Source organism: Pantoea sp. JV6 (assembly GCF_025910055.1).
Classification (GTDB): domain Bacteria; phylum Pseudomonadota; class Gammaproteobacteria; order Enterobacterales; family Enterobacteriaceae; genus Pantoea; species Pantoea agglomerans.
In genome coordinates this window covers 96,188-114,893 of sequence record NZ_JAPCIM010000019.1, presented here as the reverse complement: position 1 = coordinate 114,893, position 18,706 = coordinate 96,188, and the positions used below count along the sequence as shown (strand labels likewise).

Annotated in this window: 15 protein-coding genes and 1 riboswitch; of the genes, 5 read left to right on the top strand and 10 right to left on the bottom strand. The window is 55.2% G+C overall.

The window, feature by feature from the left end; genetic code table 11:
• Positions 1–242: 242 nt before the first annotated feature.
• Both murI and btuB read right to left on the bottom strand, forming a co-directional pair.
• A complete protein-coding gene (gene murI, locus OK412_RS18495; RefSeq protein ID WP_264353423.1) occupies positions 243–1,094 on the bottom strand; it encodes a glutamate racemase in 852 nt (283 codons plus the stop codon).
• The gene (gene btuB, locus OK412_RS18490) at positions 1,039–2,916 is read right to left on the bottom strand and encodes a TonB-dependent vitamin B12 receptor BtuB (protein ID WP_264353422.1); all 1,878 of its coding nucleotides are present in this window, start codon (positions 2,914–2,916) and stop codon (positions 1,039–1,041) included. Before btuB ends, murI begins: the two co-directional genes overlap by 56 nt.
• A gap of 68 nt (positions 2,917–2,984) precedes the next feature.
• A riboswitch (cobalamin riboswitch) is annotated at positions 2,985–3,168 on the bottom strand.
• A 110-nt stretch (positions 3,169–3,278) separates the two neighbouring features.
• On the opposite strand from btuB, the gene trmA reads away from it, so the two are divergent.
• Positions 3,279–4,382, top strand: coding sequence for a tRNA (uridine(54)-C5)-methyltransferase TrmA (gene trmA / locus OK412_RS18485; protein ID WP_010672059.1), 1,104 nt, complete (start codon positions 3,279–3,281; stop codon positions 4,380–4,382).
• Between the two features lie 39 nt (positions 4,383–4,421).
• Here the strand turns inward: trmA and OK412_RS18480 are convergent, their stop codons facing one another.
• Entirely contained in the window at positions 4,422–4,775 is a 354-nt protein-coding gene (locus OK412_RS18480) for a YijD family membrane protein (RefSeq protein WP_010258126.1), read from the bottom strand.
• 14 nt (positions 4,776–4,789) lie between these two features.
• Positions 4,790–5,437 (bottom strand): HTH-type transcriptional repressor FabR, encoded by a 648-nt coding sequence (fabR, locus tag OK412_RS18475; protein ID WP_010258128.1) that lies wholly within the window; start codon positions 5,435–5,437, stop codon positions 4,790–4,792.
• A 192-nt stretch (positions 5,438–5,629) separates the two neighbouring features.
• On the opposite strand from fabR, the gene sthA reads away from it, so the two are divergent.
• Entirely contained in the window at positions 5,630–7,030 is a 1,401-nt protein-coding gene (gene sthA / locus OK412_RS18470; protein WP_010258130.1) for a Si-specific NAD(P)(+) transhydrogenase, read from the top strand.
• Here sthA and oxyR read toward each other — a convergent pair.
• The gene (gene oxyR / locus OK412_RS18465) at positions 7,013–7,930 is read right to left on the bottom strand and encodes a DNA-binding transcriptional regulator OxyR (protein ID WP_010258132.1); all 918 of its coding nucleotides are present in this window, start codon (positions 7,928–7,930) and stop codon (positions 7,013–7,015) included. The genes sthA and oxyR overlap by 18 nt on opposite strands.
• Positions 7,931–8,054: 124 nt before the next feature.
• Between oxyR and OK412_RS18460 the strand changes: the two genes are divergently transcribed.
• Complete coding sequence (locus OK412_RS18460; protein ID WP_010672060.1) at positions 8,055–8,789, top strand: glutathione peroxidase; 735 nt, start codon at positions 8,055–8,057, stop codon at positions 8,787–8,789.
• Between the two features lie 118 nt (positions 8,790–8,907).
• Here the strand turns inward: OK412_RS18460 and argH are convergent, their stop codons facing one another.
• The 4 genes from argH to argC form a co-directional block, all read right to left on the bottom strand.
• Positions 8,908–10,281: an argininosuccinate lyase gene (argH, locus tag OK412_RS18455; protein WP_264353421.1), complete on the bottom strand. Its 1,374-nt coding sequence runs from the start codon at positions 10,279–10,281 to the stop codon at positions 8,908–8,910.
• 90 nt (positions 10,282–10,371) lie between these two features.
• Positions 10,372–11,589 carry an argininosuccinate synthase gene (locus OK412_RS18450; protein WP_022624925.1) on the bottom strand — a complete coding sequence of 406 codons (1,218 nt, stop codon included), beginning with the start codon at positions 11,587–11,589 and terminating at the stop codon, positions 10,372–10,374.
• Positions 11,590–11,613: 24 nt separating this feature from the next.
• Positions 11,614–12,390: an acetylglutamate kinase gene (gene argB / locus OK412_RS18445; RefSeq protein WP_010258140.1), complete on the bottom strand. Its 777-nt coding sequence runs from the start codon at positions 12,388–12,390 to the stop codon at positions 11,614–11,616.
• Positions 12,391–12,404: 14 nt separating this feature from the next.
• Positions 12,405–13,409, bottom strand: coding sequence for an N-acetyl-gamma-glutamyl-phosphate reductase (gene argC / locus OK412_RS18440; RefSeq protein ID WP_010672063.1), 1,005 nt, complete (start codon positions 13,407–13,409; stop codon positions 12,405–12,407).
• 167 nt (positions 13,410–13,576) lie between these two features.
• Between argC and argE the strand changes: the two genes are divergently transcribed.
• Both argE and ppc read left to right on the top strand, forming a co-directional pair.
• Entirely contained in the window at positions 13,577–14,725 is a 1,149-nt protein-coding gene (argE, locus tag OK412_RS18435; protein WP_033786464.1) for an acetylornithine deacetylase, read from the top strand.
• A 353-nt stretch (positions 14,726–15,078) separates the two neighbouring features.
• Positions 15,079–17,730, top strand: coding sequence for a phosphoenolpyruvate carboxylase (gene ppc, locus OK412_RS18430; RefSeq protein WP_022624923.1), 2,652 nt, complete (start codon positions 15,079–15,081; stop codon positions 17,728–17,730).
• Between the two features lie 67 nt (positions 17,731–17,797).
• Here ppc and metF read toward each other — a convergent pair whose 3' ends face one another.
• Positions 17,798–18,697 (bottom strand): methylenetetrahydrofolate reductase, encoded by a 900-nt coding sequence (gene metF, locus OK412_RS18425; protein ID WP_010258148.1) that lies wholly within the window; start codon positions 18,695–18,697, stop codon positions 17,798–17,800.
• Positions 18,698–18,706 lie beyond the last annotated feature (9 nt).

The following is an 18,706-nucleotide window of genomic DNA, read 5'->3' as shown; positions in this document are numbered from 1 at the left end:
TGTTAAAGAGCATGCCGCGATTTACTGCGGCGCGGGCTGCGTATATTACGCTTTCCGCATTGTCAGTCAAGCATTTATTTTCGCTTAACTCACTGGTTCGTATGATTTCGAACCTACTCAACCCGGCGCTTCGTAAGCCGTTGTGCCGTGTCAGTGGAGGCGCATTATAGGGAGTTCTCGGAGGGTGACAAGTGCTAATTTCAAATAAAATTCCGAGTGCTGATTTTTTCAGCTAAAAGCCGCTAAAGCGCCAGTTTTTCCAGCAACGGGAAGCCATAACGCTGTAAAACGGGTGATAATTGTACCGCTTCGCCATCCAGCTCCGTACAAAATGCAACGTTCTGCTGCGATGAATGTACTTCAGGTGCTTCATGCTCCAGCAGCCAGGCTGTGCGTCGTGCAATTGCCGCACCGGAATCAATCAGACGCGTTCCTTCCGGTAACACCTGCTGCAACTCTTCGCGCAGTAAAGGAAAGTGCGTACAGCCTAAAACGACCGTGTCCGGTGGTTCCGCCATCCGCAGCCACGGCTGAACAATACGGCGCACCTCATTCAGAGCAACTTCCGCACCATGGAGCTTCGCTTCTGCCAGTTCAACCAGCTCCGCTGATCCCAGCATCTCTATCTTGCAGGAACCGGCAAACTGCGACACCAGCTCATGGGTATAAGGACGGCGCACCGTGGCACGCGTCGCCAGCAAGCCCACTACACCATTTCGCGTCAGGCGCGCGGCCGGTTTAATCGCCGGAACCACCCCCACGACAGGAAAGGCAAAACGTTCACGTAAAGCGGGCAATGAAACGGTGCTGGCCGTATTACAGGCGATGATCACTAACGAGAGAGGATAGCTGCGGGTAATGGCCTCAACGATAGCGACCACCCGATCCACAATGAAAGTCTCGCTTTTCTCACCGTAAGGGAAGCCAGCGTTATCGAAGGCGTAGAGATAATGAAGATCCGGCAACAGCTGACGGACCTCATCATAGACAGAAAGCCCACCGACGCCGGAATCAAACACCAGCACGGTGGGACGCAAATCAGAAGTTGTAGCTGCCGCTGAGGTAATACTCTCGTCCTGGTGTCTGATAGCCATACACTGTCTCGTAATCTTTATCGAACAGGTTGGCAATTCTACCACGAACCGTGAGTTGTGAAGTGACAGGATATGAGACGGCGAGATCCCACAGGCTGACGCCCCCTAACTTCACGCGACGGCTGGGAGAGCTGTTAAAGTCCGTATCATAACGGTCACCCAGATAATGGTAGGTGACTGACCAGTCAAACTCATACAGCGTCCAGTCGAGCTGGTATTTCACCTGCTGCTTAGTCCGGCGTACGAGCGGCTGATCGGTGCTGCCATCCCGTGCGTCGACATAATCATAAGAGAGCTGATGCGCCAGCGGCCCGGTGTCGAATCCTGCGGTCGCTTCAACGCCTTTAATGCGAGCCTGCTTAATGTTGTAGTAACGGAAAGTCGCCGGATCACTATCAATCAGATTATCGATGTCGTTGCGATAGCCTGAAACACGCCAGTTCACCGGTCCGCTCAGCCCTTCAAAGCCGCCTTCCCACTGCTTACTTTTTTCAGGATCGAGGTCACGGTTGCCATAAAACGGGCTGTAAACCTGCGACAGATTGGGCGCTTTAAAAGCGGTGCCATAAGAGGCGAACGCGCGATAGCCAGAGATAAACTCCCATGAGGCCGCCGTCTGCCAGGTGTTATGCCAGCCAAACTGATTGTTGTCGTCACCGCGTACCGCACCTTCGAGGGTGACGCTGCCAAACTGCTGCTGGCCGGTCAGGTAGAGACCGGTATTACGCTGCTCATAACTATCTGACAAATAGTTCGTGCCCGGCTCGGTCGTCTCTTTCTGCCAGTCGACACCCGCGCTGATCGCCCCCTGCCCCACCTGCACGGTGTTGCCCCACTGCAGATTGTACTGGGTGACATCATCAAAGGTGGACGCGGCACCGTAGCGGCCATTGCGCGGATCGTAGTTGATGTCTTTGGTATGGCCATAACTGGCGATGAGCTGGGTAGAGTAGAAGTCACGATTGAAGCGTAACCCGGTGTCCCAGGTCTGGCTGTAGAGCTGGCGGGTATCCGCCAGCCCGATAATATTGAAATTATTATCGTAGGTGTATGAACCGTCGTAGGCGGTGCGGTTATCAAACCCGTAGCCGCGCACAAAACCACTGAGCTCATCGCTGAACTGATGCTCAAGGTTGCCATACAGGGTTTTGCTCATGAAGCCGTCGCGATCGTGCTGCGCCGGGCTAAAGTCATTGGGATAACCCGCCACCACGTCATACCCTTTGGTATAGGTGTAGTTACCTGCCAGAGTGAGCTTTGTCGCATCGCCCAGCATCTGCTGGGTTGAGCTGTCGTAGGATTGATAGCCGTTTGACCCGACGCCCGCCGTCAGCGTGGTGCCCGGTTGCGATCGGCCCGTAATGATATTCACCACGCCGCCAATCGCATCGGAACCGTAGACTGCAGAACGCGCACCGCGAATGTATTCGATGCGTTGCACCAGTGACAGCGGGATCTGGCTGAGGTCAGACGAACCGGTGATGCCCGCCTGATTAAGCCGGATACCATCAATCAGGATCAGTACATGTCTCGATTCGGTGCCCCGAATAAACAGCGAACTCTGCTGCCCTAACCCGCCACTTTGCGCAACATCGACACCCGGCAGGCGGCGCATCACATCCGTCAGGCTTTTGGCCTGCCAGCGATCAATCTCATCACGTGTGACAACGGTGGTGGGTGCCAGCACACCTGAAACAGGTTCAGCAAAACGGTTGGCGGTGACTATTTGCGTATCATCATTCCCCTGAGCAAAACCGTATTGCGCCCAGAGAGAAATCGCCGTTGCGCTCAGAGCGAACAGCGAAGCAGTTTTTTTTGTCATTTTTATCGCATCCATAAGACGAAGCAGGATGCCGCAGGCCGACAATCAATAGCACGCGATGATTGTACGAGTAGCGACGTTACACCGGCAGGTCTTCGGGCTGGGAACCATAAGTGATGATGACTTCCCATCCCACAGGACAGTGTCTGCAATTGCACTCATCACGACATTCCTTACCGCTGCGCGTCAGCTCCAGATTCACACTGGATTCCCTATTAACTCGGGCTTGAGGCCGGCGTCTGCAGTCTACGGAGTGGAGATACGGAAGTCCAGACTGCCAAACATCTTCTCGCTGCGGGACTGGACATCAGCAAGTGAATGCCTACAATCGCCCGCTGGTAAGCTATTAATCAGGATTGCTCATGACACCCGAACATCTCCCCATTGAAGACTATGACGCACAGCTGGCGGAAAAAGTCAGTCGTTTAGAAACGATGATGACACCGTTTGCTGCGCCCGACGTGGAGGTGTTCCGTTCACCGGTCAGCCACTATCGGATGCGCGCCGAATTCCGCCTGTGGCACGACGGCGATGATATCTATCACATCATCTTTGATCAGCAGACACGCGAGCGGATCCGTGTTGATCAGTTCCCGGCGGCCAGCCAGCTGATCAATCAGCTGATGCCAAAGATGATCGCCGCGATCCGTGATAACCGTACCCTGCGTCATAAACTGTTCCAGATCGACTATCTGTCGACCCTGAGCAATCAGATTGTGATTTCGCTGCTCTATCACCGCAAACTGGATGATGAGTGGCAGCAGGCAGCCGTGGCGCTGCGTGACCAGCTTCGCGCGGAAGGGCTGGATGTGCAGTTGATTGGTCGCGCCACCAAAACCAAAATCTGTCTGGATCGCGACTACGTTGATGAGTGTCTGCCGGTAGCGGGTCGCGAGATTATCTATCGTCAGGTCGAAAACAGTTTTACCCAGCCTAATGCGGCGATGAATATTCAGATGCTGGAGTGGGCGCTGGATGTGACGCAGGATTCACAGGGCGACCTGCTGGAACTCTACTGCGGTAATGGCAACTTCTCGCTGGCGCTGGCACGCAATTTCCGCCGCGTTCTGGCGACTGAGATCGCCAAGCCCTCTGTTGCGTCAGCACAATACAATATTGCCGTGAACCAGATTGATAACGTGCAGATCATTCGTATGGCGGCGGAAGAGTTTACCCAGGCGATGAATGGCGTGCGCAGCTTTAATCGTCTGGAAGGAATTGACCTGACCAGCTACGAATGCGAGACGATTTTTGTCGATCCGCCGCGCAGCGGACTGGATGAAGAGACGGTGAAAATGGTGCAGGCGTATCCGCGCATCCTTTATATCTCCTGCAATCCGCAGACCCTCAGCGACAATCTGCAGACGCTGGCGGAAACGCACGATGTGACGCGGCTGGCGCTGTTTGATCAGTTCCCCTATACCCACCATATGGAATGCGGTGTCCTGCTGACACGTAAAGCGTAAACAAAAACGGGAACCCTGAGGTTCCCGTTTTTTTTATCACTACTGATTACGCTTGCGCTTAAAACGCGTCGCAATCCAGAACACCAGCGCTACCATCAGAACGGTGGGAACGAAGTTGGAGCCAATATCCGGGTATTCTGCCCGCACCAGCGCGCTATAAACCAGAATCCCCAGCAGGAAAAACGCCGCTGCCAGTCCTGGCATGCCGTCCGGCATATTGGTGTTGAGGTAACGCTGATGCAGACACCAGGCCGCCAGACCCAGCGCAATCAGCGGAAAAATCGAAAATGGAACAAAGGCGCTGAACAGCACAGAAAACGAGCCGTTAATTGCTAAGCCGGTAATAAAAGCCAGTACCAGTGTGCTTTTATCGCGAGTACCTGGGTGGGTCATGGACTGATCCTTACTCATTGCTCTTCGGGTTTTTCCAGGGTGGCCGCCAGTCGCTCTTGCTCCCGGCGGTACCAGTAATAAGCGCCTTTGGCGATCATACGCAGCTGTAACACCAGCCGATCCTCAAGCTTACGTCGCTGCTCAGCATCAACATCCAGTGCTTCTGCACCGGCGCTGAAAACAATGGTCACCATCGCTTCAGCCTGCGCTTCGGTAAAACTGCGCGGCATGCGATTTTCGACCTCAAGATAATCGGCCAGTTCAGCGATAAAGTGCTGAATTTCACGCGCCACGGCGGCACGAAAAGCGGCAGAGGTGCCGGAACGTTCACGCAGTAACAGGCGGAAAGCGTTGGGATTGTTGCCGATAAACTCCATAAAGGTCGACACCGACGTTTTAATGATGCTGCCGCCTTTGGCAATACGCTGGCGCGCCTGGCGCATCAGCTGTCGCAACATCAGCCCGCTTTCATCTACCATCGTCAGGCCAAGCTCATCAACATCCTTGAAATGACGATAAAAGGAGGTAGGTGCAATCCCTGCTTCACGGGCAACCTCCCGCAAACTCAGACTGGCAAAACTGCGCTCGGCGCTGAGCTGACTGAACGCTGCTTCAATCAGTGTACGTCGTGTACGTTCTTTTTGTTGCGCTCTGACGCCCATTCTCTCTGCCTTTAGCGGTGTTAAGCAGGCACTATAACAAAATTTTCAGCGTACAGATTGGCAATCTTTGTCACCGCCTGTGAACCTCACTCTTTGTCAAAATGTGATGAAAATCGCTGATAGAATTCAGAAGTGCGCGACGAGATGTTAGAATCTCGTTGTAAAAATGTATAAATAATAGGACGTATCGGTATGCAAAAGTCTTACGATTACGATGCCATTGTGATTGGCTCAGGGCCCGGCGGTGAAGGGGCGGCGATGGGGCTGGTAAAACAGGGAGCGCGCATCGCCGTGATTGAACGCTACCACAACATCGGCGGCGGTTGTACGCACTGGGGCACCATCCCTTCTAAAGCCCTTCGCCACGCCGTCAGTCGCATTATTGAATTCAACCAAAATCCGCTCTACAGCGATCATACCCGACTGCTTCGCTCCTCTTTTGCCGACATACTCAATCACACTGAAAACGTGATCAGCCAGCAGACAGCCATGCGTCAGGGCTTCTACGAGCGTAACCGTTGTGAACTTTATCAGGGCGATGCGCATTTTGTTGATGCCAACACCATTGAGATTGAGCAACCGGATGGCACGCGTGAGACGCTGACGGCAGAGAAGTTTGTTATCGCCTGTGGTTCACGACCTTACCATCCTGACAATGTCGACTTTACCCATCCACGCGTTTATGACTCCGACTCTATTCTCAATCTGCACCACGAACCGGGCCACGTCATTATTTATGGCGCGGGCGTGATTGGCTGTGAATATGCGTCGATTTTCCGTGGCCTGAACGTCAAAGTTGACCTGATTAACACCCGCGATCGCCTGCTGGCGTTTCTTGATCAGGAGATGTCTGACTCTCTCTCTTACCACTTCTGGAACAGCGGCGTGGTGATTCGTCACAACGAAGAGTTTGAGAAGATCGAAGGGGTGGAAGATGGCGTCATCATGCATCTGAAGTCGGGTAAGAAAGTGAAAGCCGACTGTCTGCTTTACGCTAACGGCCGTACCGGCAATACCGATTCACTGTCGCTGGAAAATGTGGGTCTGGAAGCGGATGGTCGTGGCCTGCTGAAAGTGAACAGCATGTATCAGACGGCTCAGCCGCACATTTATGCCGTCGGAGACGTCATTGGCTATCCGAGCCTGGCCTCAGCCGCCTACGATCAGGGCCGTATTGCCGCTCAGGCGATAATCAAAGGGGAAGCGTCAGCGCACCTGATTGAAGATATCCCAACCGGGATTTACACCATTCCGGAAATCAGCTCCGTGGGTAAAACCGAGCAGCAGCTGACGGCAATGAAGGTGCCTTACGAAGTGGGCCGCGCGCAGTTCAAACATCTGGCGCGAGCGCAGATCGTTGGCATGAACGTTGGCAGCCTGAAGATTCTGTTCCATCGGGAAACCAAAGAGATTCTGGGAATTCACTGCTTTGGTGAACGTGCCGCCGAGATTATTCACATCGGTCAGGCGATCATGGAGCAGAAAAACGGTGGCAACACGATTGAGTACTTCGTGAATACCACCTTTAACTATCCGACCATGGCCGAAGCCTATCGCGTTGCGGCGTTAAACGGCTTAAACCGCCTGTTTTAACGCAGCGTCGAAATAGTGCTGCATGTGGGTTTTAATCGCCTCTGCCAGCTGTTCATAACGGCTGCGCAGTGGTGAACCCGGTCGATAGACCAGCGCAATTGTACGCTGTGGCACCGGTTTGTAGCAGGTGAGATAGCAGACGCCATCGCGGATACGCTCCGGTGGGACTGCCAGCGCCGGTAACAGCGTAATCCCGCTGCCTGCCGCCACCATATTGCGCAGCGTTTCAAGACTGGTCGCGCGGAAATGGGTATCTTCATCGGCGCCCGCCTCAAAGCAGAACCCCATCGCCTGGTCACGCAGACAGTGCCCATCTTCCAGCATCAGCAATTTCTCGCCTGCCAGATCGGACATAGGTACCCGGTCGCGATCGCACCAGGGATGATCGGCATAGACTGCCAGCTTCATCGGCTCATCAAACAACGGCACTTCGATAAAGGCCTGGCTCTCTTTGACCAGCGCGATAATCGCGCAGTCCAGCTTGCCGCTATCGAGCTGTGCCAGCAGTTGCTGCGTCTGCGCTTCGTGCAGATACATCTCCAGTTTCGGGAATGTCTGGTGCAGCGTCGGGATAATCTGTGGCAATAAGTAGGGCGCGGTAGTCGGGATGAGGCCGATATGCAGCGGACCTGACATCGCTTCCCCTTGCTGACTGGCCATCTCTTTCAGCACTTTCACTTCACGCAGCACCGTACGCGCCTGATCCACCAGCAGCAAACCTGCCTGGGTGAACAGCACTTTACGGCTGGTGCGCTCCAGCAGCATCACACCCAGCTCATCTTCCAGCTTACGGATCTGCCCGCTTAACGTCGGCTGACTGACATGACACGCATCCGCAGCACGGCGGAAATGACGGTGTTCAGCAAGCGAAACCAGATATTCAAGATCACGAATATTCATTATTACCCTCCAAGCCACGATAGACCGTGGCGATAGATAGAATAGCAATGAACGATTGGCCCTATCAAGGGTGGTTGGGAATAATGCGCACATCAAATGGAACGCGGTATGTCAGGAGAAAAAAATGTTTGCAAGTCAGGAAGGTAAAGCTATTCCGTCAGTGACTTTTCACACACGTCAGGGCGATCGCTGGGTCGATGTCACCACTGAAGCGCTGTTTAAAGACAAAACGGTCATCGTTTTTTCACTGCCGGGCGCATTCACACCGACCTGCTCCTCCAGCCATCTGCCGCGTTACAACGAATTAGCGGGTCTGTTTGCCCAGCAGGGTGTGGACAGCATTCTGTGCGTCTCGGTGAATGACACGTTTGTGATGAACGCCTGGAAAGCAGAACAGCGCGCAGACAACATTACCTTTATCCCTGATGGCAACGGCGAGTTTACCCGCGGCATGGAGATGCTGGTTGAGAAAGCCGATCTAGGCTTTGGCCCACGTTCATGGCGCTACTCGATGCTGGTGCGTAACGGCGTGGTAGAGAAAATGTTTGTTGAGCCAAACAAGCCGGGCGACCCATTTGAGGTCTCTGATGCCGACACCATGCTGCGCTATCTGGCGCCCGAGTGTAAAGCTCAGGAGTCGGTCTCAATCTTCACCAAACCTGGCTGTACCTTCTGCACCCAGGCAAAACAGATGCTGATGGATCATGGTATTCAGTACGAAGAGATCGTGCTGGGACAGGATGCAACAACCGTGAGTCTGCGCGCCGTTTCAGGCCGGGCGACGGTACCGCAGATCTTCATGGGAGGTCGTCACATTGGCGGCAGTGAGGATCTGCAGCAATATTTGCTGTCAGCGTAAGAGAATCTGAGCGTCGGCCGGGAGAGCAGGCGGTTTGATGATGTGCCTATAAAAATGAGTAATTCTGAAGCTAGAGGTTGGCGGGCATTTAATGTGCCCGCTTTTTTTTACCTGTTAATTACGCCAGACGCTGCTTTGCGTCACCGATGGCACGCGCAACCTGCTGTGGCGAGACGCCGCCCTGCGCATTACGCTTATCCAGACAGGATTGCAGCGCCAGAATCGGATAGACATCCTCGCTAATCACCGCACTGAACTGCTGCAGCTGTGCCAGCGACAGCGCTTCCAGCGCCACACCCTGCCCGATGGCGGCAACCACTACTTCCCCGACGATATGGTGTGCTTCACGGAACGGCACGCCTTTGGCGACCAGATAGTCAGCCAGTTCAGTGGAGTTTGCGTAACCCTGTTCAGCCGCTTCCTGGCAGCGCGGGCGTTTAACCTGCAGGCCATCCAGCACCAGAACTGACATATGCAGACAGTCGAGCCAGGTGTCGAGCGCGTCAAACAGCCCCTCTTTGTCTTCCTGCATATCTTTGTTGTACGCCAGCGGCAGACCTTTCAGCGTCATCATCATGCCGGTCAGCGCGCCCTGCACCCGGCCACACTTGCCGCGAATCAGCTCCAGCGCATCCGGATTTTTCTTCTGCGGCATCAGCGATGAGCCGGAGGTCACTTTATCTGACAGTTCGATAAAGCCCGCTTCACCGGTGTTGAAGAAGATCATATCTTCGGCGAAGCGCGACAGATGCACCATGCCGATGGCAGCGTCAGAAAGCAGCTCCAGCACGTGATCGCGGTCTGATACGGTATCCAGACTGTTGCGCGTGGCGGAAGCAAAGCCCAGCCAGCCTGCCAGCTGCTGACGATCGATCTCATACGCGGTACCGGCCAGTGCGCCACAGCCCAGCGGGCTGACATCGAGCCGCTTCAGCGTATCCTGCAGACGGCTCTCGTCACGCGCCAGCATTTCAACGTAGGCCAGGCACCAGTGCGCAAACGTCACCGGCTGCGCACGCTGCAGATGCGTGTAGCCCGGCATCACCGCATCCTGATTGGCTTCAGCGGTGACCACCAGCGCCTGCTGCAGATCACGGGTGGCACCCAGCAGCGCCTCAATCTGCACCTTGCACCACAGCTTAAGATCGGTCGCGACCTGATCGTTACGGCTACGTCCGGTGTGCAGTTTTTTGCCCAGCGCGCCCACCTTGTCGATCAGCTGGCCTTCAACCCAGCTGTGGATATCTTCGGCGTCGCTCTGCAGAATCTGCTCAGGATCCTCACGGACTTCATCCAGTAACGTATTCAGGGCCGCTTCCAGCTGCTGCTGCTCATCCTGAGTCAGGACATTTACCGTCACCAGCGCTTTGGACCAGGCAACAGAGCCAATAATGTCCTGCTCTGCCAGGCGGTAATCGAAGCGCAGCGAGTCATTGAACTGTTTAAAACGTTGATCCGCTGCCTGAGTAAACCGTCCACCCCAAAGTGCCATGTGAAAACTCCTCTGAATCGTTAAACAAGGGGCGGCATAAATGCCGCCCCTGAAATGAAACTGTGAGGCGAGGCGCACCTCGCCTGAAAATTACTTCTTCTGCTCGTTCAGGGCGCGGATACGCGAAGAGAGCGAGAACAGACGGATAAAGCCGCCCGCATGACGGTGATCGTACACTTCATCTTCACCGAAGGTGGCGAACTCTTCCGAGTAGAGGCTGTTCGCGGAACGCTTCTGGGTGGCTGTCGCCTGGCCTTTGTAGAGCTGCAGTACCACTTCACCGTTAACCTCTTCCGCCAGCGATTCGGCAGCGGCCTGAATCGACTTACGCAGCGGGGCGAACCAGCGGCCGTCATAAACCACATAGGACATCTCGTGGCCGAGCTGCTCACGCCATTTGAAGCTATCGCGATCCAGCACCAACTGCTCAACCGCACGCAGCGCATTGACCATGATAGTGCCGCCAGGGGTTTCGTAGCAGCCGCGGGATTTAATCCCTACCAGACGGTTTTCAACGATATCAATACGGCCGACGCCATGTTTTGCGCCCAGCACGTTAAGTTTTTCCAGGCACTGGAACGGACTCAGTTTTTCACCGTTAACCGCCACGACCCGACCTTTTTCCACGGTCACGGTCACTTCTTCAGGCTGGTCAGGCGCTTCCAGCGGATCGACAGTCCAGACCCAGCAATCTTTATTCGGTGCATTGGCCGGGCTTTCCAGCACGCCACCTTCGGTGGAGATGTGCCAGGCGTTTTCGTCGCGGCTGTAGATTTTCTCCAGTGACGCGGTGGTCGGAATGTTGCGCTCTTTCAGGTAGTCCAGCAGCGCTTCACGTGAACGCAGGTTCCATTCACGCCACGGAGCCACCACTTTCAGCTGCGGTGCCAGCGCGGTGTAGGTGGTTTCGAAACGCACCTGGTCATTCCCTTTACCGGTTGCGCCGTGACACAGCGCATCCGCACCCACTTTCAGCGCCAGCTCAACCTGTGCTTTAGCGATGATAGGACGCGCCATTGAAGTGCCCAGCAGATAAGTGCCTTCATAGAGGGCGCCAGTCTGCAGCACCGGATAGACATAGTCGCTGATGAACTCTTCACGCAGGTCAACCACGTGGCATTCAGATGCGCCGGACTGCAGGGCTTTCTTCTCTACACCTTCCAGATCGCCGCGCTCCTGACCGATATCTGCGACAAAAGCGACGACTTCACAGCCGCCGTAGTTCTCTTTCAGCCATGGAATGATGGCCGAAGTATCAAGACCACCGGAGTAAGCCAGAACGATTTTTTTGATGTTTTGCGTTTGCATTTCGTAATCCTTGAATCAGAGTCGTTAAGCGAGAATCCGGGTGCCAATCGACACGCCGTTAAACAGGTCAGGCAGCCGCTCAGCGTGACGCCAGCTGGCAATATCCACCGGGCGGCCCAGGGTACGCGCTGCATCAAGCGCAGCGTGCACTTTCACAATCATGCCGTCGGTAATAATGCCCTGGGTAATCAGCTGCTCAGCTTTGTCGGCGGTCATCTCTTCGATGCGCTGACCTTTGCCGTCGAGAATACCACTGACGTCTGACAACAGGACCAGATCAGCGCCCAGCGTCGAGGCCAGTGCGGTCGCCGCCTGGTCAGCGTTGACGTTCATCAGGTCGCCGCTGTCAGTTATACCAATTGAGCTCACCACCGGCATATAGCCGGCCGCCAGCAGGGTGTTCAGCAATGCCGGATCGCCCGGCATTGCGTGGCCAACGTGGCCGAGTTCTTCATCAAACGGTGTGACATTCACGATGCCCGCATCGCCCAGGCAGAGGCCTACCGCGTTGATGCCCGATTTTTTTGCCCAGGCCAGCAGCGTTTTATTCGCGGTTCCCGCCAGCGCACCGGTAATAATGTCGATCTGATCGGCTGGCGTGACACGCAGGCCATTTTTCTTCTTCACCGGCAGCGCCAGCTTTTTCATCAGTTCATCCACCAGGCAACCGCCGCCGTGGACAATAATCAGCGGACGCTGATGGGCGCTGCGGTAGGTCAGCAGCGCTTCAAACAGGCGGGCCAGCGCTTCTTCGCTGTCTAACAACACACCGCCCAGCTTGATAATCAATGGATTGGTCATGGTATATTTGTCCGTTAAATCAGTGACTGCGTTTCAGGGAAGCCGAACCGGATGTTCAGGCACTGTACCGCCTGCGATGCCGCGCCTTTCAGCAGATTATCTTCGGCTGCCACGACAATCAGATGCTCGCCCTGCACTTCAAAACCGATATCGCAGTAAGGCAGACCTACAACGGCTTTCAGCGCCGGTACGCCCTGTTCGTAGAGCCGCACCAGTGGCTTGTTGTCATAGGCGCGATGGAAAACTGCGGCGATATCTTCACGGCTGACACCTGCTTTCAGACGGCAGGTAATCGTCGCCAGGATACCGCGCGGGAAGTTACCCAGATGCGGAGTGAAGATCACCGGCGTACCAAGGTGCGCGACGATTTCCGGGTGATGACGATGATTGAACAGGCCGTAAGGCTGCAGGCTCACTTCGCAGAAGCTGGTGCCGACATTGGCTTTACGTCCGGCACCGCTCACGCCGCTGGTGGCGTTGATTACCGGCCACTGCGCCTCGTTTAACAGTCCGGCATCCACAAGGGGCTTCAGCGCCAGCTGCGCAGCGGTCGGATAGCAACCTGGCACAGCCACCAGCTGCGCCTGCTGGATTTTCTCATGCTGATATTCGGCAAGGCCGTAAACGGCTTTGTCCAGCCAGTCGCCATGCTGATGGGTGAAGCCATAAAAGCGGGTATAAAAATCAGCGTCATTCACGCGGAACGCACCCGACAGGTCGAACACCACACAGCCAGCCTTGAGAAATTCCGGCGCCAGATCGTGGCTGACTTCGTGGGCCGTCGCCAGGAACACCACATCCACCTTGTCTGCCCACTCGGCCGCGCTGCTCAGCGGCTGCAGCGGCAAATCCACCACACCTTTCAGCTGCGGATGGAGATCGGAGAGGCGCTTGCCGGCATCAGGGCTTTGCGCCGAAACCGCCAAAGCGGTTATGTTGATATGTGGATGGCGATTCAGGAAGGTGGCAAGCTCTGTACCAGCATAACCACTGGCACCAACGATCAGCGTATTCAACATCAGGCTGTAACCCTTTTTACAGTCGCACGTTCCGGGTCGCGGCCTTGCCCCGTTACCCGCCCTGTCATCTGCAGTGATTTAAGGTTCCCTTGCAGAGGACGTTAATGTATTTTTATTCACTATTACTGCATGAATATGGATACATCCTAACCCAAGGACCGCCAACAGTGAAGACAAAATTACCGCCTTTTATTGAACTGTACCGCCAGTTAATCGCCACACCGTCGATCAGCGCAACCGATGCCGCACTGGATCAGAGTAATGAAACTTTAATCAATTTGCTGGCCGGCTGGTTCCGCGACCTCGGCTTCAGCGTTGAAGTACAGCCAGTGCCCGGCACCCGCAATAAATTTAATATGCTGGCGCGTACCGGAAGCGGTGCGGGCGGCCTGCTGCTAGCAGGTCATACCGATACCGTTCCTTTTGACGATGGCCGCTGGACACGCGATCCTTTTACCCTGACCGAGCACGACAACAAGCTCTATGGCCTGGGCACGGCAGACATGAAAGGCTTCTTCGCCTTTATTCTCGATACGCTGCGCGATGTGGATGTCAGCACGCTGAGCAAGCCGCTCTATATCCTCGCTACGGCCGATGAAGAGACCACCATGGCTGGCGCCAAATATTTTTCTGAATCGACGCAGCTGCGTCCCGACTGCGCCATCATCGGTGAACCAACCTCGCTTAAACCGGTGCGTGCGCACAAAGGTCACCTGTCGAATGTGATCCGTATCGAGGGAAAATCGGGCCACTCCAGCGATCCCGCACGTGGCGTTAACGCCATTGAACTGATGCATGAGTCGATCACCCATCTGATGCAACTGCGCAATACGCTGCAGCAGCGTTATCACCATGACGGCTTTGCCATCCCCTATCCCACCATGAACTTCGGCCATATTCATGGCGGTGACGCCGCTAACCGTATCTGTGCCTGCTGTGAACTGCATATGGATATCCGTCCGCTGCCGGGTCTGTCGCTGAACGATCTCGATGGGCTACTGAACGAGGCGCTGGCACCGGTCAGTGCGCGCTGGCCGGGCCGTGTCACGGTTGCCGAGTTGCATCCGCCGATTCCTGGCTACGAGTGTCCGGCAGATCATGAACTGGTTAGTGTGGTCGAGAAATTGCTGGGTATACCCACTGAGGTGGTGAACTACTGCACCGAAGCGCCTTTTATTCAGCAGCTCTGCCCAACGCTGGTACTGGGCCCGGGGTCGATTGAGCAGGCACATCAGCCAGACGAATTTATTGATACTGCATTTATTAAGCCGACAAGGGCGCTTATCAGTCAGGTTGTGCAGCATTTTTGCCACTGATTAACAGCAAATGGGGCATTTCACTGCATTAACAGTAAAATGCCCCTTCATTCTGCGGGATTTAGCAATAAGAATAACTTATCCCGCTTTGTTCCCGATAAATTCTACGAATTTCCGTTATTTAGCCACACCTTCAGCGCACTTTAACGCATTTGACGAACGCAACATTACGTGGCTAGATAAAAGACGATGTTATGCCCACCGGGTGATTATCCAGAGCGTTTCAGAATGTGGACAGGCGGCAACGGAGCCGGTTCCCTGTAGATTAGGGGGAACATGGCGTTGCTGATTTTTCTGCTGCCTGAAAGGTCGGGTGTAGAAGTTTTTCAAGACGATAAGGGTGTCAGGGTCCAATGAACGAACAATATTCCGCAATGCGAAGTAATGTCAGTATGCTCGGCAAACTGCTCGGGGATACGATTAAGGATGCACTGGGAGAGAACATCCTCGACCAGGTGGAAACCATCCGTAAGCTCTCCAAGTCATCCCGTGCAGGAAATGACACTCATCGTAAAGAACTGCTCAATACGCTGCAGAACCTCTCCAACGAGGAGCTTCTGCCGGTTGCACGCGCTTTTAGCCAGTTTCTGAACCTCACCAACGTGGCTGAGCAGTATCAGACCATCTCGCAAAGTGGCGAGGGTGAGAACCATCCCGAACTGCTGAAAAAGACCTTTGATACCCTGAAGCAGCAGAAAGATATCAGCGAAAGTGACATCCTTGCGGCCATTGAGTCGCTGTCGCTGGAACTGGTGCTGACGGCTCACCCGACTGAAATCACCCGCCGTACGCTGATTCACAAGCTGGTCGAAGTTAACAGCTGCCTGAAACAGCTCGATCACAGCGACGTCTCCGACTACGAACGTAACCAGATTATGCGCCGTCTGCGTCAGCTGGTGGCACAGGCGTGGCACACCGATGAGATTCGCAAATATCGTCCGACCCCTATCGACGAAGCCAAATGGGGCTTTGCCGTGGTGGAAAACAGCCTGTGGGAAGGCGTACCCGCCTTCCTGCGTGAGCTGAACGAGCAGGTAGAAGAGGCGTTCGGCATTAAGCTGCCGGTCGATTTCGTGCCGGTTCAGTTCACCTCATGGATGGGTGGCGACCGCGACGGTAACCCTAACGTTACGGCGGCGATTACCCGCCACGTTATGCAGCTGAGTCGCTGGAAAGCCACTGACCTGTTCCTGCGCGATATCGGCGTACTGATCTCTGAGTTGTCGATGTCAGAGTGCACTGAAGAGATCCGGGAACTCAGCGGCGATCCGGAAGCACTTGAACCTTATCGTATGATCCTGAAACGCCTGCGCAGCCAGTTAATGACTACCCAGTCATTCCTGGAACGTCGCCTGAAAGGTGAACGTCTGCCGCGCCCGGCCGATCTGCTGGTCTCCAACGATCAGCTGTGGGATCCGCTTTTTACCATCTATCAGTCACTGCAAAAGTGCGGCATGGGCATTATCGCCAACGGTCAGTTGCTTGATACGCTGCGCCGCGTGAAATGTTTCGGCGTGCCGCTGGTGCGTATCGATCTGCGTCAGGAGAGTACCCGTCACACCGAAGCGATTGCTGAAGTGACCCGCTATCTGGGCCTCGGCGATTATGAAAGCTGGTCCGAAGCGGACAAGCAGGCCTTCCTGATCCGTGAACTGAACTCCAAGCGTCCGCTGCTGCCTCGCAGCTGGGAGCCCAGCGATGAAACGCGTGAAGTGCTGGAGACCTGTCGCGTCGCGGCTGAAGCGCCACAGGGTTCTATCGCCGCCTATGTTATTTCCATGGCGAAAACCCCTTCTGACGTGCTGGCCGTGCATCTGCTGCTGAAAGAAGCAGGCATCGGCTATGCCATGCCGGTTGCACCGCTGTTTGAAACGCTTGATGACCTGAATAATGCCAATGACGTAATGAGCCAGCTGCTGAGCATCGACTGGTATCGCGGCTTAATTCAGGGCAAACAGATGGTGATGATTGGCTATTCTGACTCGGCGAAAGATGCCGGTGTGATGGCCGCCAGCTGGGCGCAATATCAGGCACAGGATGCCCTGATTAAAACCTGTGAGAAGGCCGGGATTTCACTGACGCTGTTCCACGGACGCGGCGGCAGCATTGGCCGTGGCGGCGCACCCGCCCATGCAGCGCTGCTGTCGCAACCACCAGGCAGCCTGCGCGGCGGTCTGCGCGTGACCGAACAGGGCGAGATGATCCGCTTTAAATATGGTTTACCCGCCGTCACCATCGCCAGCCTGTCGCTCTACACCGGCGCAATTCTGGAAGCGAACCTGATGCCGCCGCCGGAGCCAAAACGCGAATGGCGCGACATTATGGATCAGCTCTCCGCCGACTCCTGTGCGATGTATCGCGGTTATGTGCGTGAAAATGCTGACTTCGTGCCCTATTTCCGCTCAGCGACGCCGGAGCAGGAGCTGGGTAAATTACCGCTGGGCTCACGTCCCGCCAAGCGCCGACCTACCGGCGGCGTAGAGTCGCTGCGTGCGATTCCATGGATTTTCGCCTGGACGCAGAACCGTCTGATGCTGCCTGCGTGGCTGGGTGCCGGTGCGGCCCTGCAACAGGCGATGGCCGCCGGTCATCAGGATCAGCTGGAAGCGATGTGCCGCGACTGGCCATTCTTCTCTACCCGTCTGGGTATGCTGGAGATGGTATTCTCAAAAGCGGACCTGTGGCTGGCGGAATATTACGATCAGCGTCTGGTCGAGAAATCACTCTGGCCGCTGGGCAAACAGCTGCGCGATCAGCTTGATGCGGATATCAAAGCGGTACTGACCATTGCCAATGACTCACACCTGATGGCCGATCAGCCGTGGATTGCCGAGTCAATTGCACTGCGTAACGTCTATACCGATCCGCTCAACGTACTCCAGGCCGAACTGCTGCATCGTTCGCGCGCGCGGGAAGCGAATGGCGATGAACCGGATGCCCGCGTTGAGCAGGCGCTGATGGTGACCATTGCCGGTGTCGCGGCAGGCATGCGCAATACCGGTTAATGGTGGTGCAGTAAAAACAAAAAAAGTCGGGACTCTCCCGACTTTTTTATTGGCTGAAGCAGAGCGGTTAAGCCGCAGCAGCAGCAGGACGCACGCCCAGGGTGTGACAAATGGCGTAACTCATTTCGGCACGGTTCAGCGTGTAGAAATGGAAATCCTTCACCCCTTCGCGTGACAGGATTTTCACCATATCCATCGCGATATTGGCTCCCACCATTTTCCGCGTTTCCGGATCATCATCCAGACCGGCGAACATCGCGCTCATCCAGCCCGGCACACGCACATTGGTCAGCGTGGCAAAGCGTTGCAGCTGTTTAAAGTTAGAGACCGGCAGAATGCCCGGCACAATTTCCACGTCAATGCCGGTCGCGACACAGCGATCGCGGAAACGCAGATAACTTTCAACGTCGAAGAAAAACTGGGTAATAGCCCGGTTGGCACCTGCATCGATTTTTCGCTTCAGGTTAATCAGATCGGCCTGGGCGCTTTTCGCTTCGGGATGGACTTCCGGATAGGCCGCAACCGAAATATCAAAATCACCCACCTCTTTCAGCAGCGAAACCAGATCGCTGCCGTACATTTCTGGCTTACCGCTGCCTGGGGGCAGATCGCCGCGCAGCGCCACAATGTGACGGATGCCGTTGTTCCAGTAATCCTGAGCGATGGTACGCAGTTCATCGCGCGTGGCATCGACACAGGTCAGATGGGGAGCAGCTTCCAGACCGGTGCGATCTTTAATGCCTTTGATAATGCTATGGGTGCGATCACGTTCACCTGAGTTCGCACCGTAGGTCACAGAAACGAATTTCGGTTTCAGACTGCTCAGGCGATCGATAGAGGTCCACAGGGTCTCTTCCATGTCGCTGGTACGAGGCGGGAAGAACTCAAATGAAACATTAATTTGCCCGTTCAGCTCAGCCAGGCTCTGGTTTAGCGCTTCGCGCTGATTGGCATGAAAGAAACTCATCCTGCACCC

What these genes read in the sequence shown, in the direction of transcription:
- btuB (WP_264353422.1), bottom strand. Translation starts at nt 2,916, where the DNA reads ATGACAAAAAAAACTGCTTCGCTGTTCGCTCTGAGCGCAACGGCGATT.
- trmA (WP_010672059.1), top strand. Translation starts at nt 3,279, where the DNA reads ATGACACCCGAACATCTCCCCATTGAAGACTATGACGCACAGCTGGCG.
- oxyR (WP_010258132.1), bottom strand. Translation starts at nt 7,930, where the DNA reads ATGAATATTCGTGATCTTGAATATCTGGTTTCGCTTGCTGAACACCGT.
- murI (WP_264353423.1), bottom strand. Translation starts at nt 1,094, where the DNA reads ATGGCTATCAGACACCAGGACGAGAGTATTACCTCAGCGGCAGCTACA.
- metF (WP_010258148.1), bottom strand. Translation starts at nt 18,697, where the DNA reads ATGAGTTTCTTTCATGCCAATCAGCGCGAAGCGCTAAACCAGAGCCTG.
- argB (WP_010258140.1), bottom strand. Translation starts at nt 12,390, where the DNA reads ATGACCAATCCATTGATTATCAAGCTGGGCGGTGTGTTGTTAGACAGC.
- OK412_RS18480 (WP_010258126.1), bottom strand. Translation starts at nt 4,775, where the DNA reads ATGACCCACCCAGGTACTCGCGATAAAAGCACACTGGTACTGGCTTTT.
- OK412_RS18450 (WP_022624925.1), bottom strand. Translation starts at nt 11,589, where the DNA reads ATGCAAACGCAAAACATCAAAAAAATCGTTCTGGCTTACTCCGGTGGT.
- OK412_RS18460 (WP_010672060.1), top strand. Translation starts at nt 8,055, where the DNA reads ATGTTTGCAAGTCAGGAAGGTAAAGCTATTCCGTCAGTGACTTTTCAC.
- ppc (WP_022624923.1), top strand. Translation starts at nt 15,079, where the DNA reads ATGAACGAACAATATTCCGCAATGCGAAGTAATGTCAGTATGCTCGGC.
- argC (WP_010672063.1), bottom strand. Translation starts at nt 13,409, where the DNA reads ATGTTGAATACGCTGATCGTTGGTGCCAGTGGTTATGCTGGTACAGAG.
- sthA (WP_010258130.1), top strand. Translation starts at nt 5,630, where the DNA reads ATGCAAAAGTCTTACGATTACGATGCCATTGTGATTGGCTCAGGGCCC.
- fabR (WP_010258128.1), bottom strand. Translation starts at nt 5,437, where the DNA reads ATGGGCGTCAGAGCGCAACAAAAAGAACGTACACGACGTACACTGATT.
- argH (WP_264353421.1), bottom strand. Translation starts at nt 10,281, where the DNA reads ATGGCACTTTGGGGTGGACGGTTTACTCAGGCAGCGGATCAACGTTTT.